At 74.9% G+C, this 25,651-nt stretch carries 19 protein-coding genes, 2 tRNA genes and 1 riboswitch; of the genes, 14 read left to right on the top strand and 7 right to left on the bottom strand.

Features of this window, described 5'->3' with window-relative positions; genetic code table 11:
- Nucleotides 1-554: 554 nt before the first annotated feature.
- The 10 genes from AQJ66_RS38865 to AQJ66_RS16250 are packed head-to-tail and all read left to right on the top strand — an operon-like array spanning nt 555 to nt 14,965.
- Nucleotides 555-3,005: a hypothetical protein gene (locus tag AQJ66_RS38865; protein ID WP_159052575.1), complete on the top strand. Its 2,451-nt coding sequence runs from the start codon at nt 555-557 to the stop codon at nt 3,003-3,005.
- Entirely contained in the window at nt 3,002-3,892 is an 891-nt protein-coding gene (locus AQJ66_RS16290; RefSeq protein ID WP_159052574.1) for a lantibiotic dehydratase C-terminal domain-containing protein, read from the top strand. Before AQJ66_RS38865 ends, AQJ66_RS16290 begins: the two co-directional genes overlap by 4 nt.
- Nucleotides 3,889-4,968, top strand: coding sequence for a lantibiotic dehydratase C-terminal domain-containing protein (locus AQJ66_RS16285; protein WP_061921828.1), 1,080 nt, complete (start codon nt 3,889-3,891; stop codon nt 4,966-4,968). The genes AQJ66_RS16290 and AQJ66_RS16285 overlap by 4 nt, the downstream gene beginning before the upstream one ends.
- Entirely contained in the window at nt 4,965-6,329 is a 1,365-nt protein-coding gene (locus AQJ66_RS16280) for a SagB family peptide dehydrogenase (protein WP_061921825.1), read from the top strand. The genes AQJ66_RS16285 and AQJ66_RS16280 overlap by 4 nt, the downstream gene beginning before the upstream one ends.
- Complete coding sequence (locus AQJ66_RS16275; protein WP_061921822.1) at nt 6,326-7,969, top strand: hypothetical protein; 1,644 nt, start codon at nt 6,326-6,328, stop codon at nt 7,967-7,969. The genes AQJ66_RS16280 and AQJ66_RS16275 overlap by 4 nt, the downstream gene beginning before the upstream one ends.
- A complete protein-coding gene (locus AQJ66_RS16270) occupies nt 7,969-9,861 on the top strand; it encodes a TOMM precursor leader peptide-binding protein (protein WP_061921819.1) in 1,893 nt (630 codons plus the stop codon). The genes AQJ66_RS16275 and AQJ66_RS16270 overlap by 1 nt, the downstream gene beginning before the upstream one ends.
- The gene (locus AQJ66_RS16265) at nt 9,858-11,009 is read left to right on the top strand and encodes a cytochrome P450 (RefSeq protein ID WP_061921816.1); all 1,152 of its coding nucleotides are present in this window, start codon (nt 9,858-9,860) and stop codon (nt 11,007-11,009) included. Before AQJ66_RS16270 ends, AQJ66_RS16265 begins: the two co-directional genes overlap by 4 nt.
- Nucleotides 10,999-12,939: a nitroreductase family protein gene (locus tag AQJ66_RS16260; RefSeq protein ID WP_061921813.1), complete on the top strand. Its 1,941-nt coding sequence runs from the start codon at nt 10,999-11,001 to the stop codon at nt 12,937-12,939. The genes AQJ66_RS16265 and AQJ66_RS16260 overlap by 11 nt, the downstream gene beginning before the upstream one ends.
- The gene (locus tag AQJ66_RS16255; RefSeq protein ID WP_061921810.1) at nt 12,933-13,718 is read left to right on the top strand and encodes a TetR/AcrR family transcriptional regulator; all 786 of its coding nucleotides are present in this window, start codon (nt 12,933-12,935) and stop codon (nt 13,716-13,718) included. The genes AQJ66_RS16260 and AQJ66_RS16255 overlap by 7 nt, the downstream gene beginning before the upstream one ends.
- On the top strand, nt 13,715-14,965 hold the full coding sequence (locus AQJ66_RS16250; protein WP_061921808.1) for an amidohydrolase: 1,251 nt from the start codon (nt 13,715-13,717) through the stop codon (nt 14,963-14,965). The genes AQJ66_RS16255 and AQJ66_RS16250 overlap by 4 nt, the downstream gene beginning before the upstream one ends.
- An 84-nt stretch (nt 14,966-15,049) precedes the next feature.
- Here the strand turns inward: AQJ66_RS16250 and AQJ66_RS16245 are convergent.
- From AQJ66_RS16245 to AQJ66_RS16230, 4 genes are all read right to left on the bottom strand, one after another.
- Nucleotides 15,050-15,122: transfer RNA gene (locus AQJ66_RS16245), tRNA-Lys, on the bottom strand.
- Nucleotides 15,123-15,211: 89 nt separating this feature from the next.
- On the bottom strand, nt 15,212-16,738 hold the full coding sequence (locus AQJ66_RS16240; protein ID WP_061921805.1) for an amino acid permease: 1,527 nt from the start codon (nt 16,736-16,738) through the stop codon (nt 15,212-15,214).
- A 63-nt stretch (nt 16,739-16,801) separates the two neighbouring features.
- Nucleotides 16,802-17,428 (bottom strand): GTP cyclohydrolase II, encoded by a 627-nt coding sequence (locus AQJ66_RS16235; protein ID WP_061921802.1) that lies wholly within the window; start codon nt 17,426-17,428, stop codon nt 16,802-16,804.
- Between the two features lie 143 nt (nt 17,429-17,571).
- Nucleotides 17,572-18,105, bottom strand: coding sequence for a MarR family winged helix-turn-helix transcriptional regulator (locus AQJ66_RS16230; RefSeq protein WP_061921799.1), 534 nt, complete (start codon nt 18,103-18,105; stop codon nt 17,572-17,574).
- Between the two features lie 72 nt (nt 18,106-18,177).
- On the opposite strand from AQJ66_RS16230, the gene AQJ66_RS16225 reads away from it, so the two are divergent.
- The 4 genes from AQJ66_RS16225 to AQJ66_RS16210 all read left to right on the top strand — a co-directional run bounded on the left by AQJ66_RS16225 (nt 18,178) and on the right by AQJ66_RS16210 (nt 22,076).
- Nucleotides 18,178-19,311: a dihydrofolate reductase family protein gene (locus tag AQJ66_RS16225; RefSeq protein WP_061921796.1), complete on the top strand. Its 1,134-nt coding sequence runs from the start codon at nt 18,178-18,180 to the stop codon at nt 19,309-19,311.
- Nucleotides 19,312-19,388: 77 nt separating this feature from the next.
- Nucleotides 19,389-19,462: transfer RNA gene (locus AQJ66_RS16220), tRNA-Met, on the top strand.
- A gap of 311 nt (nt 19,463-19,773) precedes the next feature.
- Nucleotides 19,774-19,941, top strand: a riboswitch (cyclic di-AMP (ydaO/yuaA leader).
- A 9-nt stretch (nt 19,942-19,950) separates the two neighbouring features.
- Nucleotides 19,951-20,988: a M23 family metallopeptidase gene (locus tag AQJ66_RS16215; protein ID WP_061921793.1), complete on the top strand. Its 1,038-nt coding sequence runs from the start codon at nt 19,951-19,953 to the stop codon at nt 20,986-20,988.
- A gap of 140 nt (nt 20,989-21,128) precedes the next feature.
- Nucleotides 21,129-22,076: an aldo/keto reductase gene (locus AQJ66_RS16210; protein ID WP_061921792.1), complete on the top strand. Its 948-nt coding sequence runs from the start codon at nt 21,129-21,131 to the stop codon at nt 22,074-22,076.
- A 48-nt stretch (nt 22,077-22,124) separates the two neighbouring features.
- On the opposite strand, the gene AQJ66_RS16205 is transcribed toward AQJ66_RS16210, so the two are convergent.
- The 3 genes from AQJ66_RS16205 to lhgO form a co-directional block, all read right to left on the bottom strand.
- Complete coding sequence (locus AQJ66_RS16205; protein ID WP_425264282.1) at nt 22,125-23,444, bottom strand: PrsW family intramembrane metalloprotease; 1,320 nt, start codon at nt 23,442-23,444, stop codon at nt 22,125-22,127.
- A 71-nt stretch (nt 23,445-23,515) separates the two neighbouring features.
- Nucleotides 23,516-24,358, bottom strand: coding sequence for a tRNA (guanosine(46)-N7)-methyltransferase TrmB (gene trmB / locus AQJ66_RS16200; RefSeq protein WP_208611375.1), 843 nt, complete (start codon nt 24,356-24,358; stop codon nt 23,516-23,518).
- Between the two features lie 26 nt (nt 24,359-24,384).
- Nucleotides 24,385-25,602, bottom strand: coding sequence for an L-2-hydroxyglutarate oxidase (gene lhgO, locus AQJ66_RS16195; RefSeq protein WP_061921786.1), 1,218 nt, complete (start codon nt 25,600-25,602; stop codon nt 24,385-24,387).
- Nucleotides 25,603-25,651 lie beyond the last annotated feature (49 nt).

Here is a 25,651-nt window from a genome sequence, read left to right as displayed (position 1 = left end):
TTCGTGATGCCCTCCGCACGGCACCGGTGAACGCGGTAAAACCGCAGGTCAGACACGCTTTGCCGGTCCGTTGCCGACAGCGGTGGCGCGCCGGGGGAATCCGCTTCGCGATCTCCTTGCCTATCCGCTGGAGCCTCACTAGAGTCGATTTGACAGATCATAAGATTATTGATCACAGCAACGGATCGGTGTGTGGCGGAGCCGCGCACCGCACCACATGTGGACGCCCGCGGTCACCGGAAGCCGCAGACGCGCGGGCTCGGACCTCGATCACACGGCCGGTGCCGATCGCACCGCCGATCCCGGTCCGTACGGGGACGAGCGCGAGCCCGCGGCCAGATGCCGCCGGCCGGGCTGGGTCATGGACACGAGTATGGGGGTGCTCGGTGATGTGGGCCTGTGCAGCGCGCTTCAGACCGGCGCAGTTACCCGGGCAGCCGACGCGACGGCACGCCGCGTCGCCGCTCAGCAGGTGAGCACCGCTCAGGTGGCCTGACTGACGACCGTCACGTTCATTCTTGGCCCGATCGCGGGCGAAGCACGGGGGTAGCAGGGTGGGTCCTGTTGATGATTGTCCGGTCCTTTCTCACGACGTCCTGGCGGACGAGGTCGTCCTCGTCCGCGTGGCCGGTCTGAGCCGTTCGGCGCTCGGCGGCCTGCACCACGCCCGCGTCGACCACCTGCTGTCCGAGGAGGCGCGGTCGGTCCGGGAACTGGCCGAATCGGCCGAACGGGCCGACGCGGCCCTGTTCCAGGACATCAGCGCGCGCACCGGTGAGGAGCGGGCCGCGCTCGTCGCCGCGCGGCGCGGTGTGCGCCAGGGCGACGCGTCCCGGCGGGCCGCACAGCAGGCCTTACCGCTGATGTCCGAGGACGCCGCGACGGCGTTCGGGACCTGGGCGGCCGCCCGGGAACACGCACGCGCACTGGCCGCGGAGCTGGACGAGGCACTGGCGGCGGCCGAGCGCGAGGACGTGGAGCACCTGCGTGCGCTGTGCCTCGACCCCCGCTTCGCGACCGGCCTGCGGGCCACGAGCCCGGAGCTGGCCGCCACCGCGCACCGGTGGGCGACCGGGCAGACCGGCGCGCCGCAGCGCAAGCGGCTCCTCCGGCTGGCCCGCATGGCCGCCCGCGCCGCGGCGAAGACCAGCCCGTTCAGCTCCTGGATGGTCACGGTCCCGGCCCGCTGGGGGCACCGCGGCGGCGAGGCGGCCGGGGAGCGGCTGCTCGCCGAACTCGACGGCTCGGTCATCCAGTTGCTCACCGGGGCGCTGCACGCCGCGCTGGCGGGCTCCGACCCCGAGGTGCGGGTCAACCCCAGCCTGGTGCCGGTCGAGGGCGGCTGGCTGTTCATCCGCGGCGGCCCGCGGGAGCAGGCCGTCCGGGCCGCGGCGCACCCGGCGATCGAGGCGCTGCTGCGGGCCCTGGCCCCCGGTGACACCGCGTCGGGCCTGGCCGCGAAGGTGCCCGCGGGGGCCGCCCTCGTGACCAAGTGCCTGACCGCGGGGCTGATCGAACCCTGCTGTCCCGTCGCCGACCACGATCCGCGCCCCTGGGCCGCGTGGGCCGCGATCGCCGGGACGCGGGGCGAGGCGGACCTGGCCGCCGAACTCGCGGCCCTGGACGCCGCGCTGGCGGCCGCGGACGCGAGCGCGGCGACGGACGCCGTCGCCCGGGTGGCACACCGGCTCGGGGCCCGGCTGCCCGCGGCCGAGGTGCACGAGATGTCGGTCGCCGCCGACTGGCCGGGCGACCTGCCGGACCGCCCGGACCCCGCCACCCTCGACGAACTCGACTGCGCCCGGCGGCTGCTGGCGCTGACGGACGTGAAGTTCCCCGCGAAGCTCGCCGCCGCCGAGCACCTGGCCGGCCGGTTCGGCGCGGACTACGACATACCGCTGACCGTCGCCCTGGACAGCCTGGCCCGGGCGCGCCTCGACGCCGGCGACGACGTCGGCCGGATCATCGGGCCGGCCGCGCCGCCGTGGGGAGCCGACCTCGCCCACTGCTCCGGCGCCCTGGTACGGGAGTTCGGCACGGCGCTGCCCCGCCTCACCGAGGACGTGCTGGCCCTCGCGGCGAAGGGCCCGCTCACCGTGGACGACGTACGCCGGCTGCTCGACGCGTTCCCGTTCGCGCACCCGAACCGGTCGGCCACCTTCTACCTCCAGGAGGTCCCCGGTGCGGCGGTCCGCCGGGTCGTGAACGTCGTGCACGGCGGGCACGGCCGCGGCCGGGGCCGTCTCGCGGCACGGGCGGGCATCCCCGCCCAGGACCTGGTCCCCGCCGCAGACGAGGACATCGTGGAGATCGGCGGACTGCTCGGGTCGGCGCTGAACGCGCGGGCGGCCACGGCCCCCCGGGAGCTGCAGTACCCCGGCGCCACGAGCGACCGGCCGCGCGAGCAGCGCCTGCCGATGGCGGCGGTGCGCGTCGTGCCCGGGGCGCACGGCCTGCCCGCACTGCGGGACGAGGACGGCCGTCCGGTGCGCCCGGTGCACCTGGGCATGGCGGCGGACCTGACGCTGCCGCCGTTCGCCAGGCTGCTGGAGCAGGTCTTCGGCAGCGCCTACCTCATCCACCCGAGCATCGCGGCGTTCACGCCCCAGGCGCCCGGGCGCGCCGCGACGCTCCAGCCGGCGACCCCGCGCATCACGCTCGGAGCCACCGTGCTGCAGCGCACGCGCCGACTGCTGCGCCGGGAGGAGTTCCCCGGCGAGCGAGATCCGCGCGGATCGCTGCGGGCCTGGCACCAGTGGCTCGCCGCGCACGGGATGGGCAGCCGCTTCTTCCTGCGGGCGTGGAGCTCCGCCGACCACGGCGGTGGCCAGAGCAAGGCGCGCAAACCGGTGTTCGTCGATCTCACCAGTCCGCTGCTGTTCGCGGACGCGCAGAAGATGCTGCGGCAGGCGGAGTTCGCCATCGTCGAGGAGAGCCTGCCCGATCCGCTGGCCGGTCCCGGTCATGTGACCGAGTACGCGGTCGAGGTGGGGGTACGCCGGTGACGACCTGGGCCTCTTGGCATGTGCACCAGCACCACGGTCAGGACCGGCTGCTGGTCGAGGCGGTCGCGCCGCTGATCCGCGCCGTCCGCTCGGACGGGCTCGCCGACCGGGCCTTCGTCCTGCGCTACTGGGACGGCGGACCCCATGTGCGGCTGCGGCTGCGCGCGCCGTCCGGGGCCGCGCTGGCCGGCCTGGAGGCGCGGGTGCCGGCCGAACTGCGCCGCTGGTGCCGGGAACACCCGTCCGAACGGACCATGGGGGCGCAGGAGTACGCGCTGCTGCGCGCACGGATCGGCGACCCCGCGTCGGCCGCCGAACTGGTCCCGGACGGCTCCGTCGTACGGGCCGCCTACTCCCCGGAGCACGAGCGCTACGGCCGGGGCGCGGCACTGGCGGCGTGCGAGGAGCACTTCGACGACAGCACCCGGATCGCCCTGGACCTGCTGGCCGCCGGCCCGGCGGCCGCCACCCGGGACTCGCTGGTCGTGCTGGTCCTCACCCGCCTGCTCACGGCACGCGGCAGCCGGGCCGCCGGCCTCGACTGGGCCCGGCGCGTGGCGGCGGCCGGCATCCCGGCCGCCACCCGACTGGACCTGGAGCGGGTGACGGCGCTGCTCGAGCGGGCCCCCGCGCCGGTCGAGGCGTTCGCCCGGTCCCTTCAGCGGCTCGAGGCGCGATTGCGGGCGGCGGGGGACGACTACCGGCCGCCGGCCGTCGGATTCGGCGGCGTGGCGTTCACGACGGCGGAGGCGGAGGACCCGATCGCGACGCTGGACATCTGCATTCACCTGTTTGCGAACCGGATAGGAGTCACCATGCCCACAGAGCTGGCGCTGCGCGCCTCACTCGCGCAGGCACTGCTCGCCGAGACGAAGGCGGGCGCGTGACCGGGGCCCGGGGGCAGGCCGGGACGCTCGCCGGCCGCGACGTCACGGAGCAGCGGGCACTGTTCGCCTACCACGCGGAGGACCGGTGGAACGGCCTCCTCGCAGGGCCGCTCCTGGAGTGCGCCGAGCTGGCGGAGGCGGCCGGCTGCCGGTTCCGCGTGACCCGGGAGTGGCAGCGGGGGCCGCATCTGAGCCTGGGGGTGCGCGGTCCCGCCGAAGCGACCGCCACGGTGCGGGCGCGGATCGACGGACGCCTGCACGAGGTGCTGCGCTCCAGCCCGTCGACCCGGACGGTGACGCTCGCTCAGGTCCGGGACCGGGCGCAGCTGATCGCCGACCGCTCCGGCGTCGAACTGCGGCAGGACTGGCTGGCCGACAACTCGCTGACCTGGACCGACGCGGACGCGGAGGGACCGGACGGCACGGACGCGGCCCTGCGCGCCCTGCTGGAGGACTTCCACTACGCGGCGACGGTGCCGGCGTTACGGCTGCTGCGCGCGGCGCCGGCGGAGCGGCTCGGCCCGGCCTGTACCGACCTGATGGCGGCGACCGCCGAGGAGTTCGGCCGGGACGGGCTGGTCGCGGCCGCGACGTCCTTCCGCTCGCACGCCGAGGCGTACCTGAACCTCGAGGCCACGCCGGAGGTGCGCGCGGCCTGGGACGCCGCCGCCCGCCGTGCCGCACCCGCGCTGCGCCGCCGCCTGTTCGCGGTGGCGACCGGCCCGGACCGGCCCGCCTACGTGCGGGACTGGATCGGGGCGATCACCCCGGTCGTCCAGGCCGCCGAACTGGCCCAGAAACGCGGCGAGTTCGCCCTGCCCGCGATGGCCGAGGGCTTCACCGCAGAACTGACCGGGCGCAGCGCCTTCCACCGCGCGCTGGTGGGGTCGGCCGCCTGGGAGGACGTGCGCACCTCCGACTGGTTCGCGGTCTACCGCTTCGCGGTCAACCTGCTCTACCTCCAGCTGTCCCGGCTCGGCGTGGCACCGGCCGGCCGCTACCGGCTGTGCCACCTGGTGGCCACGGCCCTGGACGCACGCGAGGAACCGACGACTGCCGAGGAGGGCGCATCGTGACCCAGGCACCGCAGAGGGCCGCCGAGCGGACCGAGCGCCTGAGGGCCGGCGTGTTCAGCACCGAGCGCGGCGGGCGCACCCACTTGATGGCCTGGCCGCACCACGTCAGCCTGCCCGCCGGCCCCCCGACGGCCGAGGTGATCGCGCGGCTGGCCGGCGCCGGGCAGCCGGCCGGAGCGGACGACCAGGTCACCGAGCTGCTGCGCCGCGAAGGCTGGCTGCACGAGGAGTTCGGCGACGACCGCGGAGTCGCGTTCGTCGTACGGCCGCTGCGCGCCCGCGGGGCGGCGCCCGCCGCGGACGGGCGGCTGGACCTGTCCCGGTTCGCGGTCATCCGGGCCGAGGCCGGCGCGCTGATCCTGGAGTCGCCGCTGGCCAGCGCCGAGATCACGGTGCACCGGCGGGAGCTGCTGACCGCCGCCCTCGACCCCGGGGCCGGCCCGGCGTCCGCGGCCGACGGGCTGGCGGCCGCCCTGCGCGGGCAGCTGCTCGCCACCGGCTTCCTGACCGACCCGGACGGCGAGGAGGCGCGGGAGCTGCGCTACCGCCAGTGGGGGCCGCACGAGCTGCTGTTCCACGACCGCAGCCGGCTCGGCTACCGCGGCTATGTCGGCGACGGGTTCGGCGGCACCTGGTGGGGCCGCGCGGCGGGCCTCGATCCGGAGCCGGCCGCCCCGCCGCCCTACCCGGGCCCCCGGGTGGAACTCGCCGTACCCGACCTCGCGGACCGCCGGCGGGACGAGGGCTCGTACTTGGACGTCTGCGAGCGGCGCCGGTCCGAGCGGGTGCACGACGACGCGGCGCCGATCTCGGTCGCCCAGCTCGGCGAGCTGCTGTACCGCACCGCGCGGGTGCGGCGGGTGCACGAGGAGGACGGGGTCGAGTTCGTCAGCTCCCCGCGTCCCTCCGGCGGCTCGGTGTACGAGCTGGAGCTGTACCCGGTGGTCACCCGGTGCGCGGGCCTGGACAGCGGCATGTACCACTACGACGCCCACCGGCACGAGCTGGAGCTGGTGCGGCCGGTGGACGACTACGCCGTGCGCCGGATGCTGCGGGTCGCCTCCCAGGGGTCGACCACCGGCGCCGTCCCCCAGGTGCTGCTGGTCGTGGCGGCCCGGGTCGGCAGGGTGATGTGGAAGTACGAGGGCATGGGCTACGCGGTGGTGCTGAAGAACACCGGGGTGCTCTACCACGCGCTCGCCGGCACCTGCAGCGCCATGGGGCTCGCGGGCTGCCCCCTGGGCACGGACGACGCGGTCGCCTTCACCGAGGCCACCGGGCGCGATCCGCTCGTCGAGTGCAGCGTGGGCCAGTTCATCGTGGGCTCCAGCCCGCGGCGCGACGAGGAGCGGAGCCGATGAGCACGATCCGGCGGATGAACACCTACACGATCGATCACGAGGGCAGGACGTACGGCCTGTCGGAGTCGGGACCGCTGGAGCTGTCGACCGGGCTGTCCGCCTGGATCCGCATGGTGTCCGCCTGGGTCGAGCAGGGCCGGGACGTCGAGCGGGCGGCCGGTGCCCTGGGTGACGCGCACGCCGCGCAGGCCCGCCGCGTCCGGGACGCGATGCTGTCCGTGGGCGCCCTGCGCCGGTTCGGCGCCCCCGGTGAGGTGACCTATGCCGGCGAGCGGGACGACCTGGCCCGCGCGGTGGAGCGCAGCGCGGTTCCGCTCCCCGGCGTCCTGCTGGGCGCCGGCCCGCTGTTCGGCGACTGGTTCGACGAGGTACGGGCCGCCGCGGGTGCGGGCAGGGCCGGCGTCGTGCTCCTCACCGAGCGCGCCGCGGTCGTCGCCGGGCCGATGGACGCCGGGCAGCTCGCGGAGGTCGTCACCGCCCTGCGCTGCGGTGACCTCCGCGACGGGCGGCCTGGCCCGGACGTGGTCCGCACGGCCGCGGCGCAGCTCGTGCGGCGCGCCGCCCTCGGAGCCGGCGACCCCTGGAGCGGCCCCATGGTCACCCGCGAGGAGACCACCACCTGGCGGGCTCTGCCGCACCCCTGGCGGCCGGCCCCGGCCGGTGAGGTGACCGGGCCGTTCGACGAACGCGTGATGGCGGCGGTCGACCCGGTCCACGGCGTCGTCCGCGAGATCGGCGAGGACGACCTGCCCCAGGTGCCCCGGCACCTGACCCGGGCCCGGGTCGTCGGCCGGTCCCCCGTCCGGCCGCTGGACGCGGAGATCGTGGCGGACGGCGCGGACTACGCCGAGGCCCGGCGCCGGGTGGTGCTCGACGCCTTCGCGCTGCACCTGGAGTCGACCCTCGACCCGCGCGCGGTCACCGACGCCGCGGGCGAACCGGTCGTCGGCGCCGACGCCGGCCTGGACGCGCTGCGCGCCGCGACGGACCGCATCGCCTCAGCGCCCGGGCGGTACCTGCTGCCCGGCCGCCGGGTCGCCGACGACGCCCCGGTGCTCGTCCCCGTCGACCGGGCCCGGCGCCGCGGCGAGGGCGCCGGACCGGCCCTGGGCACCGCCGCGGCCGAGACCCGGGACGACGCCCTGGCCACGGCGCTGCTCGGCGTCCTGGAGTCCCGGGCGGCGGGCGGGACCGGCCCCCTCGCGCGCGTGGTGCACGAGGAGCACCTCCCGGCCGGGGTGCGCGCGGCGCTGGAGCAGCTGCGGCTGAGCGACCGGGATGCCTGGCTGGGCGTGGTGCCGGACGGCGACGTCCCCACCGCGGTGGCGACCAGCCGCCACGGCACCGCGTACGCCTGCGGCGTCAGCCACGCGGCCGCGGCGACCCGCGCGCTGGAACGGGCCGTACTCGCCGAACAGGTGCTCCTGCACGGCCGCGCCGACCTCGTACCGCGGAACTGGAGCGCCCCGGTGCCGCGGCCCGGCCAGGCCGTCGGCCTGCCCACCGCGGCCCCGGTCCCGCTGGCGGAGCTGCGCCGCGCCGTGGCGCTGCACGCACCGGACGCGGCCGTCGTCGACCTCGACCACGATCCCGGCGTCGTCCGGCTCGGAATATCGGCAGTGAAGGTGGTAGTGGACTGATGACGGGGACACTGACGAACACCGGCCGCGAACAGGCGGCGGCGTCCGAGCTGCTGGCGAGCGGCCTGGCCGGCGCGCTCGCCCGCCTCGGCGTCGAGGTGCGGGCGAGCGACAGCTGGCGCGTCCCGGCGGACGGCCCGGCCGACCGCCCCTGGCTGGCCGTGCACACCGAGGTCGACCGGGTGGTCGTCGGGCCGCTGACCCGGCCGGGCACGGCGGGCTGCCCGCACTGCCTGGAGCTGCGGCGGGAGCGGGTCGACGCGAGCAGGCCGTGGCTGGCCCGGCTGCGCGAGGAGCACGCCGCCCGGCTGGAGCGGGACGTGCCGCGGCTGCTCGACGAACTGGCCGCCGGGGTCGTGGCGGACGCGGCCGCCGCCCTGGTGGCGGACGAGCCGGCCGGCCGGGAGGGGCCGCGCCAGGTGGCTGTGGTCGACCTGGCCACCCTGGCGACGCGCCGCCACCGCTTCCTGCCCGACCCCTTCTGCCCGCACTGCGGAACCCTGCCCGAGGACTCGGCCGAGCGGGCCCGGCGCGTGCCGGAACCGGCCCCGAAGATCACCCCGTTCGGCTCCCGGACCCGGGACGTCCTGGCCGAGTTCGACACCGTCCGCGAGACCTACGTCGACTCCTTCAGCGGCCTGATCCGGCGCACCGACCGCGGCGCGGAGGGCGGGCTGGTGATGTCGGGCGCCTCGATGCCGCTGCGGTTCGACAACCTGGCCGAGCCCGGCTACGGCCGCAGCCGCGACTACCGCACCAGCGAGCTGACCGCGATCCTGGAAGCCCTGGAGCGCTACGGCGGCGTGGCCCCGGGCGGCCTGCGGACGTCCGTGCGGGGCACGTACCGCGAACTCGCGGCGCACGCCGTGCACCCGGACGTGTTCGGCCGCCATCCCGACGAGAGCTACGACGACCCGTCCTTCCGCTACCGCAGGTTCGACCCGGACCGGCCGGTGTGGTGGGTGTGGGCGCACTCGTTCGCCACCGGCGGCGCCCGCCTGGTGCCCGAGGCCCTGGCGTACTACTACTGCCACCGCCTCCGCGGCGACGACCCGGTCTCGTACTACGAGGTGTCCAACGGCTGCGCCCTCGGCTCCTCCTGGGAGGAGGCCGCGCTGCACGGGCTGATGGAGACGGTCGAGCGGGACGCCTTCCTGTGCACCTGGTACACCCGCACGGTCCCGCCGACGATCGACCTGGACTCCTGCCACGACCCGCGCGTCCCCCTCCAGGCGGGCGCCATCAGCTCGAGCACCGGGTACCGCATCCACGCCTTCGACATCACGACGGACTACGGCATCCCGGCCGTCTGGGTGATGGCCGCGCACCCGGAGCGCAAGGGCCCCGCGCTGCTGTGCACCGCGGGGGCCGGGCTGGACCCGGAGCGGGCGCTGCTGAACGCGCTGAACGAGCTGGGGCCGATCCTCAGCGACGTGATCCGGCGCTACCCGGCGGAGGAGGAGCGGGCCGCGCGGATGGTCCGCGATCCGTACAGCGTCGTCACCATGCCCGACCACTCCGCGCTCTACGCGCACCCGGAGGCCGCGCACCGGCTCGACTTCCTCTTCGGCGGCCCGACCATCGGCATCGACGAGGTCGGCGGACCCGACCGGCTGCGCCCGGACCGCGACGACCTGACGGTGGACCTGCGGGCCGCGGCCGAGCGCGTCGGCGAGGTGCTGGTGGTCGACCAGACCACGCCCGAGCACCGGGCCGGCGGCTTCACCTGCGTCAAGGTCCTGGTCCCCGGGGCGGTGCCGATGACCTTCGGCTACCGCAACCGGCGGATCGACGGGCTGCCACGGCTGCTGAGCCTGCCCCGGCGGCTCGGCCGGCTCGACGCGGACCTGAGCCGGGACCGGCTGAACCCCGACCCCCACCCGTTCCCGTGAGGGCGGCGCCGACGGCCGGTTTCCCGGCCCTGACCGAACTGGACGGCGCGGGGTGGACCCGGCTGCTGCGTTGGCTCGCCGACGCCAGGCAGGACACCCCGGTCCTCGAACTCGCCGGCATGCACCACGTGTTCCGGGCCGACGACGTGCGCACCGTGCTGTCGGACAGCGAGTCGTTCTCCTCGGACCGGAGCCGTCTGATGCCCCCCACCGCGCAGCTCGGCCGGGGGAACCTGACGATGATGGACCCGCCGGACCACACCCGCGTGCGGCGGATCGTCAACCAGGCGTTCACGCCCGCCTCGGTGAAGGGCCTCACCCGGGCGATCGACGAGATCGCCGGGGAACTCGTGGCCGGCTTCGCGCCGGAACGGTTCGACCTGGTGCGCGACCTCGCCTATCCGCTCCCGATCCGGGTCATCGCCCGCTTCCTGGGGCTGCCCGAGGAGCAGCACGACCGGTTCCGCACCTGGTCGATCGGGTTCAGCCGGGGCGACGCCGCCGAGATGGACGCGATGCACCGGTACCTCGCCGACGTGGCGGCGGCCAGGCGGGCGCGGCCGGTGGGGGACCTGATGTCGCGGCTGGCGACCGCCGAGGTGGGCGGGGTGCCGGCCACGGTCGACGAGATCGCCTCGCTCAGCGGCCTGATCCTGCTGGCGGGCCACGTCACCACCACCTCGCTGATCGCCGCCGCGGTCCACGAACTGTGCGTCAGCCCGCCGCTCGACGCCCGGGTGCGGGAGCACGACCGGGTCGGCGACCTGGTGCTGGAGGCGCTGCGGACCCGGCCGGCGTTCGCCCAGGTGACCCGGATCGCGGCGCGCGACGCCACCCTGTCCGGCGGCACCGTCCCGGCCGGCGCCCTGGTCTCGGCGTGGATCCTGTCCGCGAACCACGACCCGGGGCTCAACCCGGACCCGGAGCGCTTCCTGCTGGACCGGCCCACCCGCCGCCACCTGTCGTTCGGGCACGGGGTCCACTACTGCCTGGGCGCTCCGCTGGCCCAGCTGGAGGCGGTCGCGGCGGTGCGCGCGGTCCTCGGCCGGTTCTCCCGGCTGGCGGTGTGCGCGCCGGTGGAGTTCCACCCGCTGCCCACCCTGTCCATCCGCCGGCTCGTGCTCACAGGGCAGGCCTATGACTCCTGACGTCTTCCCACGGCTGCTGGGCGGCGTGCACGCGGTGGCGGCACCGGACAGCACGCTGCTGACCACCCGCACCGGCCACCACCGGGGCCCGGCCGGACTGCATCCGCTGCTGCACCGCCTGGCGCCGCTGCTGGACGGCCGGACGGCCGAGTCCGCGGTCCTGGCCCGGGTGCCGGAGGCCCGGCGCCCGATGGTCGGCCGCGCACTGGACTACCTGGAGAGCCGCGGCGCGCTGCGCCGGGAGGCCGTGCCGCGCCCCGCGGACATCCCCGGCGCACTCCTCGCCGTCGCCGACCAGGCCGGTGACGCGCCCTACGAGCGGTGCGCTGCGCTGCTCGTCGCCGAGGCCGTCGTGGGCGCGCCGGCGGACTGGTTACCGCCCCTGGACGCGGCGCTGCGCCAGTTGTCGGTGAAGGCCGCGCTGTCGCCCGCCTCCGGTGTCCTGGTCCGGATCGGCGGGGTCGAGGTGGCGCTCGAGCCCGGCGCCGGCCGGCTCACCGAGCCGGTCGGCGAGGTGGAGCGGGCCGTGGCGGCCGCCGCCGTCGCGGCGGAGGCCGTGGCCCGGTTCCTCGGCCGCCCGGCCCGCCCGCTGCCGGGCGCCCGCGCCCTGCCCGGCCTCGACCGCCGCGGCCCGCGCACCAGCGCGGGCGCGCCGCTGCTGGAGCCCTGGCCGCAGGCCGAGCGGCTGCGGGCGCTGCTGCTGGACCCGGCCTCGCTGCTGCCCGCGGGGGAGCCCGGGTGGGAGCGGCCCGCGGCGGTCCGTCCCCTCGGCACCGGTGACGGGCCCCGGGTGCCCGACTGGCTGCGCGCCCTGCTGTGGTGCGTGCACGTCCCGCTGCGCTGGGAGTCCGGCGACCTCGCGCACGCCGGCGGCTGGGCGCACCGCGGGCCGGCGTCGGCGCGGGGGTTCTACCCGGTCGAGCTGTACCTGGTGACGGACACCGGCGCGTGGTACGTCGAGCCCGGCGATCCGCGGCTGGTCCCGGTCTCCCCGTCCACCGGAACGGGACCGGGCTCCCGGTTCACCCTGGTGCTGACGGTGCGCGAGTCCAAGGTCTCCCACCGCTACGACCGGTACGCGACCCGGCTGTGCCTGCAGGAGGCGGGCCTGGTCCTGGCGGCCCTGACGGACGCGGCCCGGCACGCGGGCGTCGCGGCGGACCCGGTCGCCGAGCTGGGTGACCGGGGGCGGACCGGCCCCTGGGGCGAGCTGCTCGACCTGGGCCCGGACGAGCGGCCGGTCGGCCGGGTCACGCTGGACCCGCCGCCCGGCGGCCCCGACCTGCCGGCGGTCGCCCGGCACCTGGCGCTGGTGCGGCGGCGGCACTCCGGGCACCGGGTGTTCAACGCCCTGGGCGCCGACCCGGTGGGCCGGCTCGGGACGCTGCCCACCGACGTGGCTACGGTCCTCGACGGCCTCGACGACCGGCTCGACGCGTTCCTGGTCGTCCACCGGCCCTGCCTCGACGCGTCGGCCCGCCGCTGGGAGCCCGGCTGCCACCGGCTCGGCGGACCGGGCCCGGTGACGGTCCGGGACGGTCTGGAGCCCACGGTGCTGCTCCAGCGCGGGCAGGACGCGATGGGCTGGCTCGCCCCGGACTACCTCAGCGCCTCGGCGACGCTGATCGTCGCGGCCCCGGCCGACGCGGTCACGGCCGACATCCGGGACCTGCACGCCGGCACCGCCGCGGCGGCCCGGATCGCGCACCGGGTCCTGCTCGCCGCGGCCGCGGCCGGCGCCGTGGGCCGCATCCACAACAGCCTGCGCGCCGACGTGCTCGCCGCGGTGACCGGAGAGGAGGGACTGGCGCCGCTGTTCCAGCTGATCATCGGCTGCCCGGGCCCGGACGGGACGATCACCGTCGACGTGGCCGAAGCAGCGTTCATGGGTACGGAAATCACAACATTCACGGGGGATACGCGATGTTGACCACTGCCCGACAGGCCGCCTTCCAGCCGCTCGGCACCACGACCACCGACCGGCCCCGCAACGGACAGCCGGGCGACGAGCGATGTAGCCGCTCCGCGCGGGTCCTCGACGCCATGGTCGACCTCGTGCTGCGCATCGGCTACCCGAAGATCAGCGTGCAGGACGTCGCCGAGCACGCCGGTATCGGCAAGGGGACCGTCTACACGCACTGGAACAGCAAGGACGACATCGTCGACGACGTGCTGGTCCGGGAGTTCGGCCGGGTGCACGACCGGTTCATGGCCCACCTGCCCGGAGACAGCAGGCTCGCCACCCTGCACGGCACCAGCTGCGTGCTGTACCGCATGGTCATGGCCAACCCGGTGCTGCGCGCCTACAACACGGGCGACGCCCGCGTGCTGGGCACCCACGTGGCGGCGCGGACGAGCCCCGACCCCCTCGGGATCTCGCTCGTCTCGGTCCTGGCGCGGCCGCCCTACCTGGAACTGCTGCGGGACAACGGCCTGCTCGTCGACGCGGTCTGCTCCCCGGAGGGACAGTTGTCCGTCGAGGCGGTCGTCGGCGGGTTCGTCGCCCGCGCGGGCCACGAGGACGACGAGGAACGGACGAAGGCCTCCTCCCGCATGCTGGCGACGGTCCTGCGCCGGGCGTTCGAACCCGTCGAGCCGGCCCGGCCGGCGGACCAGGACCGCATGGTCCAGGCCCTGCTGGCCACCCGCCCGCTGCGGTCCGGGACGCCGATGAGGGCGGCCCAGGGGCGCACGGCGGCCGAGCGATGACCCTCCGGGTGCCCGACTGGGCCCCGGCCCTCTACCAGGACCTGCACCGCAGGCCCGAGCTCGGGTTCGAGGAGCACCGCACCGCGGGGCTCCTCGCCGGGGTGCTCGAACGCGAGGGCTTCACGGTGACCCGCGGGATCGGGGGCACGGGCGTGGCCGCGGTGCTGGACCGCGGCCCCGGACCGGTGGTCGCGGCGCGCGCCGAGCTGGACGCCCTGCCGCTCCAGGAGCGCACCGGCGCGGCCTTCGCCAGCGAGGTGGACGGCGTGATGCACGCCTGCGGGCACGATCTGCACCTGGTGGCGCTCGCGGCCGCCGCCGCGCAGCTGGCGGCCCGCCCGGACCTGCCGCCCGGGCGGATCGTCCTGATCCTGCAGCCCGCGGAGGAACTCGGCAGCGGCGCGGCCAGGATGGTCGAGGACGGCCTGGCCGACGCCGTCCCCCGGCCCCGTCTGCTGCTCAGCCAGCACGTCTCGGCCATGGCACCGGTCGGCGTGCTCGTCTCCACCCCCGGGACGGCGCTCGCCGCCGCCGACACGCTCGTCGTCACGGCGCGCGCCCCCGGCGGCCACACCGGTTCACCGGACTCCGGGCCCGACCCGGTGCTGTTCGCCGCGGGTCTCACCCAGCGCCTGCACACCGTGGTGGGCCGCGACGTGGCGCCGTTCGAGCAGGCCGTGGTCTCGGTGCCGGGGCTGGCGGCACCGTCGGCTCCGGGTCTGCGGGCGCCGTGCGCGACCCTCACCGTCAACGTCCGCACCTTCGAGGAACGGGTGCGCGAGACGGTCCTCGGGCGCGTCGAGGCGCTGGTGCGGGCCGAGGCCGCCGCCGCGGGCCTCGGCTACGGCGACGAGGTCCGGCTGACCCGGCAGACGCACGTCCCCCGCGTGGAGAACGCGGCACCGGTCCGCGACCGCCTGGCCACCGTGCACGAGAGCAGGCTCGCGGTGCGCCACCTCACGGTCCCGCCCGCGCTGGCCTCGGACGACGTCAGCGTGCTCGCCCGGGCTTTCGGCAGCCCCGCCGTGTACTGGTTCACCGGCTCCGGCGAACCCGGCGGCCGGCTGGGCCCGGTGCGGCCCGCCTGCCACACCGACGCGTACCTCCCGCACCCGGCGACCCTGGCCGTCGCCACCGCGGCGATGCGCGAGGCGGTCCTGGCGGGACTGAGGGGCGAGCTGACCGTCGATCCGTCCGAGCCGGCCGGGCGGATCGACGGGAGCCGTGACATGTCGTCACACGGCTGACGAACGAGACAGCGCCCGAGCCGGCCGGAGCCGGCTCGGGCGCTGTCCGGCAGGTCGGAGACGATGTGCCCCGCCTGCCACCGGTAGGCCCTGTGGGACTCGAACCCACAACCAATGGATTAAAAGTCCACTGCTCTGCCAATTGAGCTAAGGGCCCTGGCGATGTTGCCTGTCCGAGCATAGCGGGACGAGGCCGGGTCTCCGATCGGGTATCGGGGACCCGGCCGCGTCGCGGGGCTCCCCCCGTCACTTCGCCGGCGTCGCCGCGGGTGCGGGGGCGCGGGTGCGGGCGGGGTCCAGGAACCAGTGGCGGGCCGACGCGAACCACCAGGTGGCGGCGAAGCCCAGCACCGTCAGGACGGCGACCGGGGCGTAGTTGAACGTCTTCCAGGTGACCGGGGAGACCTGGGGGAGCATGAACAGGACCGTGATCAGCGCGACCCAGGCGACGGAGACGACGCCGACCGCGAGCGACCAGCGGCCCAGGTGCCAGGGGCCCCGCTCGAAGGCGGCGCCCTTGCGGACGCGCAGGTAGGTGGGGACCACGTAGGCGATGTAGAGGCCGATCACCGCGATGGAGGTCACGGCCGCGTAGGCGGTGGAGTTGATGAGGTAGGGCAGGCCCAGGACGAGGGCGGACAGGGCGGCCAGCCAGACCGCGGCGACCGGGGTGCGGGTGCGGGGGCTGACCGTGTGCCAGACGCGGGAGAAGGGCAGCGCGCCGTCGCGCGAGAAGGCGTAGATCATGCGGCTGTTGGCGGTCACCGAGGCCATCCCGCAGAAGAGCTGGGCGCCGATCACGACCAGCAGGAGCAGCTTGCCGGTGGTGGCGCCGAGGGCGTCCAGGAGGATCTGGGCCGGAGGCGCGCCGGTCGGGGAGGCCAGCTCCCTGCCGTACGACTGGATGGCGAAGGTGAAGCCGAGCAGGAGCACGAAGCCGGCGATCCAGGAGGTCCAGATCGAGCGGACGATGCCCCGGGGGCCCGCCGTCGCGGCGTCGTGGGTCTCCTCGGTCATGTGGGCGGAGGCGTCGTAGCCGGTGAAGGTGTACTGCGCCATGAGCAGGCCGAGGAGCACGACGTAGGGGCCGCTGCCCCAGCCGGTCTCGTTGACGAACTTCGTGAAGACGAAGGACGCCGGCTGGTGGCGGTCGGGGACGAAGGTGAGGGCGCCGACGATGACCGCGACGCCGAGGACGTGCCACCACACGCTCACGCTGTTGAGGAACGCGACGATGCGGACGCCGAAGGTGTTCAGCAGGCCGTGCAGCAGGAGGATCGCGGCGAAGAGGAGGACGGTGCGGCCCGGGGTCACCCCGAAGCCGAACTGCAGGTTCAGCCAGGCGCCGAGGAAGGACGCCGCGCCGAAGTCGATGCCCGCCGTCACCGCCACCTGGCCCAGCACGTTGAACCAGCCCGTGAACCACGCCCAGGCCGCCGCCGAGCGGGGCGGGGCGAGTCGGTGGGCCCAGAAGTACAGGCCGGCCGAGGTCGGGTAGGCGGAGCAGATCTCGGCCATGGACAGGCCCACGAACAGGGTCATCAGACCGACCGCCACCCAGCCCCAGGTGATCACCGCGGGGCCGCCGGTGACCATGCCGAAGAGGTAGAGGGTCAGGCAGCCGGACAGGACGGAAATGATCGTGAAGGAGACGGCGTAGTTCGAGAACGCCGACATGCGGCGGGCGAGGACCTGGGTGTAGCCGAGCTGGGCCAGCCGTTCCTCGTCCGACAGGCCGTGCGCCGAACTGCTCGCTCTCGCGTCATCTGTCATGACCCCAGCGATTCCCACCGCGGAGTCGTGACATGCGTCACACGGTCGTCCGGCGTGGCGGGGTCAGCCCGCCGTCAGCTCGGGCAGGGGCAGCGTGTGCTGGGTCTGGAGCACCTTCGCCCGGAGGTAGCGGACGTTGTGGGCCGTGGTGAAGACGCCGGTCGGCACGCGGTCCCGCACGGCGATGCCGTGGGCGCGCAACTGCCCCGCCTTGTCGGGGTTGTTGGACAGCAGGTCCAGTTCCCCGATGCCGAGGGCGCGCAGCATCTGGGCGGCGGCCGTGTAGTCGCGGGCGTCCTCCGGGAGCCCGAGGGCTGCGTTCGCCTCGTAGGTGTCGAGGCCCTGGTCCTGGAGCGCGTAGGCGTCGAGCTTGTTGTAGAGGCCGATGCCGCGGCCCTCCTGGCGCAGGTAGAGCAGGACGCCGCCGCGCTCGGAGATGCGCTCGGCCGCCTCGCGCAGCTGGGGACCGCAGTCGCAGCGGGCGGAGCCGAAGACGTCCCCGGTGAGGCACTCGGAGTGCAGGCGCACCAGCGGGACGGGCCCGGGCTCGCCGAGGACGACGGCGAGGTGCTCCCGGCCGTCGGTCAGCCCGTGGAAGGTGACGATCTCGGCGTCGGCGCGGTAGCCGTCGGGGAAGTGCAGCGGTACCCGGACGCGGGCGCGCGGGGTGGCGGCGGGGATGTCGGGCATGCGGGCCTCCGGATTCCGTTCCTGGGCATCTGCTTCAGATTTGAAGCAGGCGCCTCGATCGGGACCCTACCGCATGCTTAAAAGTTAAAGCAATGGATTGCAGTGGCCCTGTGGCGCGGCACACCGCCGGCGGGCCTCCGGAGCTACGACTGCGCCGGCGGCTGCCCGGAGCACGGCGACGACCGCCTCCGCCACGGCACGTCCTCCGCCGCGCCCCCGGCCTCCGGCTCCTGCAGTCCCCTGGCGATACCGGTGCAGATCTCCTCCAGCTGCCCCACCTGCTCGGGCGTGAGCCGGTCGAAGAGGCTCGCGCGGACCGTGTCGACGTGCCCGGGTGCCGTACGCTCCAGAACGGCCATGCCCGCGTCCGTCAGCACCGCGAGGCTGCTGCGCCTGTCCCAGCGGCAGTCCTCCCGGCGCACCATCCCGTCCCGTTCCAGCCGGGTGACCGCGTACGTCAGCCTGCTGCGCGTGATCTTCAGTGTCTCGGCGAGGTCGGTCATGCGCAGGCGCCGGTCGGGTGCCTCGGACAGGTTGGCCAGCACGGAGTAGAACAGGTGGGGCATGCCGGCCTCCTGCTGGAGCTGCCGGTCGATCGCGTCCTCCAGGAGCTGGGAGGCGGCGATGTAGGCGCGCCAGGCGCGCTGCTCCTCGGGCGTGAGCCAGCGGGTCGTCATGCCGCCAGTGTAGGTTTGCTTCAAACTTGAACCAAGATCGCCGGTCCACCACCTCCCCGAGGGAGCGCGCCGATGCCGTACCCGTACGTCCTGCTGTCCGCCGCCGTCTCCCTCGACGGCTACCTGGACGACACCGGCCCCGACCGGCTCCTGCTGTCCTCCCCGGCCGACTTCGACCGGGTCGACGAGGTGCGGGCCTCGGCCGACGCCATCCTGGTCGGCGCCGGCACCCTGCGCGCCGACAACCCCCGGCTCCTGGTCAACTCGCCCGAGCGCCGCGCGGCCCGCCGCGCCGAGGGCAGGGCGGAGTACCCCCTGAAGGTCACCGTCACCGCCTCCGGCGACCTCGACCCGGACGCGCGGTTCTGGCACACCGGCGGTGACAAGCTCGTGTACACCACCGACAAGGGCGCCGACCCGGCCGCGCGCGCCCTCGGCCCGACCGCCGACGTGGTCGCGCTCGGCCCCGAGCTCGACTGGCGCGCCCTCCTGGAGCACCTGCACGACGTGCGCGGGGTGCGGCGCCTGATGGTCGAGGGCGGCGGCACCGTGCACACCCAGCTCCTCCAGCAGGGCCTCGCCGACGAGCTCCAGCTCGTCCTCGCCCCGCTGTTCGTGGGCGACCCGGCGGCACCGCGGCTGTTCGGGCCGGGGGGCTACCAGGGCGGCCGGCTCCACCTCACCGAGACCCGCAGGATCGAGGACGTCGTTCTGATGCGCTACGAGCCCACCGCGCCCGGCACCGGCCCCGAGCCCACCGCCGCCGACCGCCACTGGCTGCGCACCGCCTGCGAGCTGGCCGCCCTGTGCCCGCCGTCCCGGACGGCCTTCAGCGTCGGCGCGGTGGTGGTGGCCGCCGACGGCACCGAGCTGGCGCGCGGCCACTCGCGCGAGGGCGGCGACCCGGTGGTGCACGCGGAGGAGGCGGCCCTCGCCAAGACCGACCCGGCCGACCCGCGCCTGGCCGGCGCGACCGTCTACAGCAGCCTGGAGCCCTGCTCCCGCCGCGCCTCCCGGCCCGCGCCCTGCGCCCGGCTGATCGTCGGCGCCGGGGTGCGGCGGGTGGTCACGGCCTGGCGGGAGCCGGACACCTTCGTCACGGCCGCCGACGGGACCGGGGTGCTGGTGGACGCGGGCGCCGACGTCGTCCTGCTGCCCGAGTTCGAGGGCCTGGCCAAGCTGCCGAACGCCCATCTGCTGCCCTGACCGGCACGTCCTCGGCACGCCGCGGGAAACGTGTGCGCGGGGCACCCCGCGGATGGCGTACACTGGAGTCACAACGACGCGGGGTGGAGCAGCTCGGTAGCTCGCTGGGCTCATAACCCAGAGGTCGCAGGTTCAAATCCTGTCCCCGCTACTGAAGGCCCAGGGCCGGAATCCAGAACACGGATTCCGGCCCTGAGCGTTTTCCGGACCCGCGCGCCGCCTCGCCGCGCCTCGTCACCGAAGGTGACCGGACGGCAGCCCTCCGCATCGCGACCGAGTCACCATCAAAACCCGTGTGACTCCTGAGTTCCGGTCAACTCGCCCGATTTGGACCGGTGCTGGCTCGTACGTCCTCCCCAACCAAGCCTAAAGATCAAGCCGAACGGCTTGGAATCCGGCTGGTGAGTCTATTAACGTTCGATAACGCAGCGCGGTCGTCCCAGCCGTCACCCGCGACGGCTCCGTGCGCACGCGCCTAATCCCGTAAGGGAGCCGGGGAACCACACACCCTGGGGTGAATCACGCGGATGCCGTCGTGAACTCGCTGAGTCAACGACCGGTATACGCGCGTAGGAGACCTTCCTGCTCCGAACCCGTCAGCTAACCCGGTAGGCGGAGGAAGGAAAGGAGTGCGCCCGCGTGGCGTCCAACACCCCTGCCCCCGAAGCCCCGTTCGTGCCGGCTCAGCGCGAGTTCGACACCTTCGGCTACGGCGACCACCGCCCCGAAGAGGGTCCGTGGGAGGAGTGGAACCCCACCGAGGATTCCGTCCGCGCGGCACGCGGCCGGCACCGGGTCGCCCGGCAGCGCGGCGGCGGGCTCGCCCGCAGCTCCACCGTCCTCGGCGTCGGCGTCATCGCGGCGGTCGGCGCGGGCGGCATGGCCAGCGCCCACACCGGCAAGCCCCCGGTGTCCCTCTCCCTGCCCGACCTGCCCTCCGTCGGCTCCCTGCTCGGGGACGACCACTCCGGCACCGCGCAGGCGGACACCGCCACCCTGAGCACCATCGGCACGACGGCCGCCGGCAGCGACCAGGGCGGCTCCGACGCAGGCGAGGCCCTGCGCAACCGCATCATGGCCCAGGCCGAGGCGCAGCAGAGCAAGGCCGACATCAAGGCCACCGCGGCCGCCGTCAACGCCGAGCAGAGGCAGATCGCCGCCACGGCCGCCAAGGCGGAGAAGGCGGCCGCCGCCGAGGCCGCCGACGCCAAGGCCGCCGCGGAAGCCGACGCCAAGAAGAAGGCCGAGGCCGCACGGCTGGCCGCGCTGGCCAAGCAGTACACGCTGCCGGTCGTCTCGTACACGATCACCGGCACCTTCGGCCAGCCCGGATCCATGTGGTCCTCCGGCTACCACACCGGCCTCGACTTCGCCGCCCCCACCGGCACCCTCATCAAGGCCGTCCACGGCGGCACGGTCACCCAGGCCGGCTGGGCCGGCGCCTACGGCTACCGCACGGTCCTCACCCTGGACGACGGCACCGAGCTGTGGTTCTGCCACCAGTCCTCGATCAGCGTCTCCGTCGGCCAGAAGGTCTCCACCGGCGAGGTCATCGGCCGGGTCGGCGCCACCGGCAACGTCACCGGCCCGCACCTGCACCTCGAGGTCCACCCCGGCGGCCAGGCCACCGGCATCGACCCGATGACGTGGCTGCACGGCAAGGGCCTCAACCCCTGAGCCGTCCCGCCCGCCGGTCCCGGCAGCCCTGACCGCCTTCCCCGGCGCCAGGGCCGCCCGCCGTCCTCCTTCCGGGTTTTCACACGGCGTTCGCACGCGTCCCGGAATGGCCGGGGCCCGAGTGATCGTTGAACCGACACATGACTGCTTCCCTCCGCAAGCTCGGCTCCTCCGACCTCGAGGTCTTCCCGCTCTCCCTCGGCGGCAACGTCTTCGGCTGGACCGCCGACGAGCAGACCTCCTTCGCCGTCCTCGACGCCTACACGGCCGCCGGCGGCAACTTCATCGACACGGCCGACTCCTACTCCGCCTGGGTCGAGGGCAACCAGGGCGGTGAGTCCGAGACGATCATCGGCAAGTGGGTCAAGGCCCGCGGCAACCGCTCCGACGTCGTCATCGCGACCAAGGTCAGCCAGCACCCGCAGTTCAAGGGCCTGACCGCCGCCAACATCAAGGCCGCCGCCGACGCCTCCCTGCGCCGCCTGGACACCGACCACATCGACCTCTACTACACCCACTTCGACCAGCCCGAGGTGCCCGTCGAGGAGATCATCGGCGCCCTCGACGAGCTGGTGAAGGCCGGCAAGGTGCGGCACATCGCCGCCTCCAACATCACCGCCGAGCGCCTGCGGGCCTCCCTGGACTTCTCCGACCGCGAGGGCCTCGCCCGCTACGTCGCCCTCCAGCCGCACTACAACCTGGTCTCCCGCGACACCTACGAGGGCCCGCTGCAGGACCTCGCCGCCCGCGAGGGCCTCTCGGCCGTCCCGTACTTCTCCCTCGCCTCCGGGTTCCTCACCGGCAAGTACCGCCCCGGCACGACCGTCGACAGCGCCCGCGCCGCCGGGGCCGGCAAGCACCTGGAGTCCGAGCGCGGCCAGAAGGTGCTCGCCGCCCTGGACGAGATCGCCCAGGCGCACGAGGCCCCCGTCGCCACGGTCGCCCTCGCCTGGCTCGCCGCCCAGCCGACGGTCACCGCCCCGATCGCCTCGGCCCGTACGGTGGACCAGCTCCCGGCGCTGCTGGGGGTGGCCGAGCTGCGGCTGACGGACGAGGAGCTGAGGAAGCTCACGCAGGCCTCCGCCTGACCCGGCCGCGGCCGCCCCGGCGGCGCCGGTGCCCGCGCGGCTCGTGGTCTACGACCGGTACGGGTTGTACGCGGGGTACGGCGCCGCCGGGTACCCGTAGGCCGCCGGGTGCCCGTACGGCGTCCAGTACGCCGCCGGTACCGGCGCCGGTGCCGGAGCGGACGCCCGGGCCGCGTACTCCAGGGCCGGCCGGGAGACGTCCTTGCGCTTCCACAGCTCGGCGAGCAGCTCCCGCTCCCGTACGGTGAAGTCCGCCCCGGCGCGCCCCCGCCGCCCCCGGTGCCGCAGGAAGGCGAGGGAGGTCGCGTAGGCCTCGTACTGTGCCACCGCCCGTGCCGCCGCGCGCCCCCCGAAGTGCTGCCGGGCGTGGTCCCGGGCCAGCCGCCGCGCCCGCATCGAGCCGAGCGCGAACGGTTCCGCCGGCCCCAGCCACCCGGCGTACACGTACACCGGCAGCTCCTCGCGCACCGTGCGCAGCTCCCGCTGCCGGGTCCAGATCGCCAGCCAGGTCAGCAGCCCGAACGCGGGGACCATGAAGGCCGCGTACACGGCGAGGAACCCGAACTCCCCGAACGCCGAGGAGCCGTTCCAGAACGCGTGCATGCTCATCGCGAGCAGCAGCCCGCCGCACGGGAGGACGGCGCGCCGGACGTGCTGCCGCTCCGCGCAGAGCGCGGCGAGGCCGAAGCCGATGCCGGTGAGCCCGGTGAACAGGGGATGCGCGAACGGTGACATCACCACGCGCACGAAGAAGGTGGCGGCGGTGACCGAGGCGATGCCGCGGCCGCCGGTGAGCTGGTCCGTCCCGAAGGCGGTGCCCAGGTAGAGGATGTTCTCGGTGAACGCGAAGCCGGTGGCGGTGACGCCGGCTATCACGACGCCGTCCACGATCCCCGTGAAGTCCCGCCTGCGGAACAGGAAGAGCAGCAGCAGGGCGGCCGCCTTGGCGGACTCCTCCACGACCGGCGCTATGACGGTCGCGCCGAGGGTGTCGGCGCCGGCCGGGTCGGCCGTGGACGTGGCGATCCATCTGGTCGCGAAGCTGTTGGCGATGATGGCGATCAGCGCCGCCGCACAGGCGCCCCAGGCGAACGCGAAGACGAGGTTGCGCCAGGGTCCCGGTTCCACCCGGTCCAGCCACCGGAAGGCCGCGACGAGCCACGGCACGGGCAGGACGGCGAGCCCCAGCCCGACCAGGAACCCCTCCGTGCCGGTCTGCCGCCGCACCAGCGCGAGGATGACCAGCCCGGACAGCGCCAGCAGCGTGATCAGTGCCCCGTAGCGCACCCACCGGCGCTGCCACCAGTGCGGGTGGGCTCCGCTTCCGGAGCCGGGTGGGTACATCGGGTGCGGAGGACTGATGGCCACGGCATCGACCTTATCGGTGACCGGGGAAGCGGACGGATGGTGCCGGCGCCGGCGGTACCGGCAGGCCGGCGCTACCGCTCCTGGTGCGGTACGCGGCGGAAGAGGAGATCGTTCACCACGTGTCCCTTGTCCAGCCCCTGCCCCTCGAAACGGGTCAGCGGACGGAACGCGGGACGTGGCGCGAAACCGCCGTCGGCCCGGGTGTTGGCGAAGTCCGGGTGGGCGCCGAGCACCTCGAGCATCTGCTCGGCGTACGGCTCCCAGTCCGTCGCGCAGTGCACGATCGCGCCGGGCTTCAGCCGGCTCGCGGCCAGCGTCAGGAACTCGGGCTGGATCAGCCGCCGCTTGTGGTGCCGCTTCTTGGGCCAGGGGTCCGGGAAGTACACCCGCAGCCCGTCGAGCGAGTCGGGGCGGAGCATCTCCCGCAGCAGGATGATCGCGTCCCCGTTGCCGACCCGGACGTTGGACAGCCCGTCCTGGTCGGCGAGGTTCAGCAGGTTGCCCTGCCCGGGGGTGTGCACGTCGACGGCGAGGATGTTGGTCCCGGGGTCCTCGGCGGCCATCCGCGCGGTGGCCTCGCCCATCCCGAAGCCGATCTCCAGCACGACCGGGTTCGCGTTGCCGAACAGCTCGCCGAGGTCGATCACCCGCTGCCCGTCGATGTCCAGCCCCCACTTCGGCCACAGCCGCTGCAGGGCGTCCGCCTGCCCCGCCGTCACCCGGCTGCGGCGCGGCTGGAAGCTCCGGATCCGCCGCTCGAAGTGCGACCCGGCCGGATCGGCCTTGGGCCCGTCGGGGAACCGCGGCTCGCCCTTGGCCCGGCTCTGCCGCAGGGACGCGCCCGGGTCGTGCGGGGGCTGCGGCCCGGCGGGCGCGGGCCGGGGGGCTTCGGGGAGATTCAGGGAGTCAGACACAGTAGGACCGATGTTACGGGGCCCGCTCAGCCGGCCCCGAGCATCTCCAGCGCCCGCCGCCCGACCTCCCTGCCGATCGGCAGGGACGCGGTGGCCGCCGGGGACGGCGCGTTCAGCACGTGCACCGCCCGGGCCCCCTCGCGGATCAGGAAGTCGTCCACCAGCGTCCCGTCCCGCAGCACCGCCTGCGCCCGCACCCCGGCGGGCGCCCGCACCAGGTCGTCCTGCTCCACGGCGGGCAGCAGCCGGCGCACCGCCTGCAGGAACGCCCGCCGGGACACCGACCGGCGCAGCTCCCCGCCCCCGTACCGCCAGTGCCGCCGCGCGATCACCCAGGATCCCGGCCACGCCACCGTCCCGGCCAGCTCCCGGGGCCGCACGACCCCCCAGCCGTACCCCTCCCGGGCCAGCGCCGGCACCGCGTTGGGCCCGATGTGCACGCCTCCGTCGATCCCCCGGGTCAGATGCACCCCGAGGAACGGGAACGCCGGATCCGGCACGGGATACACCAGTGCGCGCACCAGCTCCGGGCGCGCCAGTTCGTAGTACTCCCCGCGGAACGGCACGATCCGCATCCCGGGCTCGTCCCCGGTCAGCCGCGCCACCTCGTCGCAGTACAGCCCGGCGCAGTTCACCAGCACCCGCCCGCGCACGACGTCCCCGGCCGCGGTCAGCACGGCCACGCCCCGCTCCGGGCGCCGGTCCACCCGCACGACCCGCGCCCCGTACCGGATCTCGGCGCCGGAGGCCCGCGCGAGCTGCCGGGCGACCCCGGTGAAGTCGCACACCCCGGTCGTCCCGACGTGTATGGCGGCCAGACCCCGGACCTCGGGCTCGTACTCGGTGATCTGGGCGGGGCCCAGCTCGCGCACCGGGATCCCGTTCTCCCGGCCGCGCTGCACGAGCGCGTGCAGGCGGGGCAGCTCCTCGCGCTCGGTGGCGACGATCAGCTTGCCGGTGACGGCGTGCGCGATGCCGTACTCGGCGCAGAACTTCACCATCTCGGCGGCGCCCCGCACCGCGTACCGCGCCTTGAGCGAGCCGGGCCGGTAGTAGACCCCGCTGTGGATGACCCCGCTGTTGCGCCCCGTCTGGTGCCGGGCCGGCCCCGGCTCCTTCTCCAGCACGGTCACCCGCGTGCCCGGCGCGCTCCGCGTGATCGCGTACGCCGTCGACAGCCCGACGATCCCGCCACCGATCACGAGCACGTCACAGTCGTACGCCCCGACCCGCACCTGCACCACCTCCGGCCTCGATAGTGCACTGCGCCACTGACAGCGCCTTCAAACGCGG

The organism is Streptomyces bungoensis, from assembly GCF_001514215.1.
Lineage (GTDB): Bacteria > Actinomycetota > Actinomycetes > Streptomycetales > Streptomycetaceae > Streptomyces > Streptomyces bungoensis.
Note: the sequence above shows the minus strand (reverse complement) of the source record. Positions and strands in the feature narration are given on the sequence as shown.

Coding starts and splice junctions, on each gene's coding strand:
- AQJ66_RS16240 (WP_061921805.1), bottom strand. CDS start 16,738: ATGACAGATGACGCGAGAGCGAGCAGTTCGGCGCACGGCCTGTCGGAC.
- AQJ66_RS16270 (WP_061921819.1), top strand. CDS start 7,969: ATGACGGGGACACTGACGAACACCGGCCGCGAACAGGCGGCGGCGTCC.
- AQJ66_RS16275 (WP_061921822.1), top strand. CDS start 6,326: ATGAGCACGATCCGGCGGATGAACACCTACACGATCGATCACGAGGGC.
- AQJ66_RS16255 (WP_061921810.1), top strand. CDS start 12,933: ATGTTGACCACTGCCCGACAGGCCGCCTTCCAGCCGCTCGGCACCACG.
- AQJ66_RS16235 (WP_061921802.1), bottom strand. CDS start 17,428: ATGCCCGACATCCCCGCCGCCACCCCGCGCGCCCGCGTCCGGGTACCG.
- AQJ66_RS16260 (WP_061921813.1), top strand. CDS start 10,999: ATGACTCCTGACGTCTTCCCACGGCTGCTGGGCGGCGTGCACGCGGTG.
- AQJ66_RS16250 (WP_061921808.1), top strand. CDS start 13,715: ATGACCCTCCGGGTGCCCGACTGGGCCCCGGCCCTCTACCAGGACCTG.
- AQJ66_RS16225 (WP_061921796.1), top strand. CDS start 18,178: ATGCCGTACCCGTACGTCCTGCTGTCCGCCGCCGTCTCCCTCGACGGC.
- AQJ66_RS16210 (WP_061921792.1), top strand. CDS start 21,129: ATGACTGCTTCCCTCCGCAAGCTCGGCTCCTCCGACCTCGAGGTCTTC.
- AQJ66_RS16230 (WP_061921799.1), bottom strand. CDS start 18,105: ATGACGACCCGCTGGCTCACGCCCGAGGAGCAGCGCGCCTGGCGCGCC.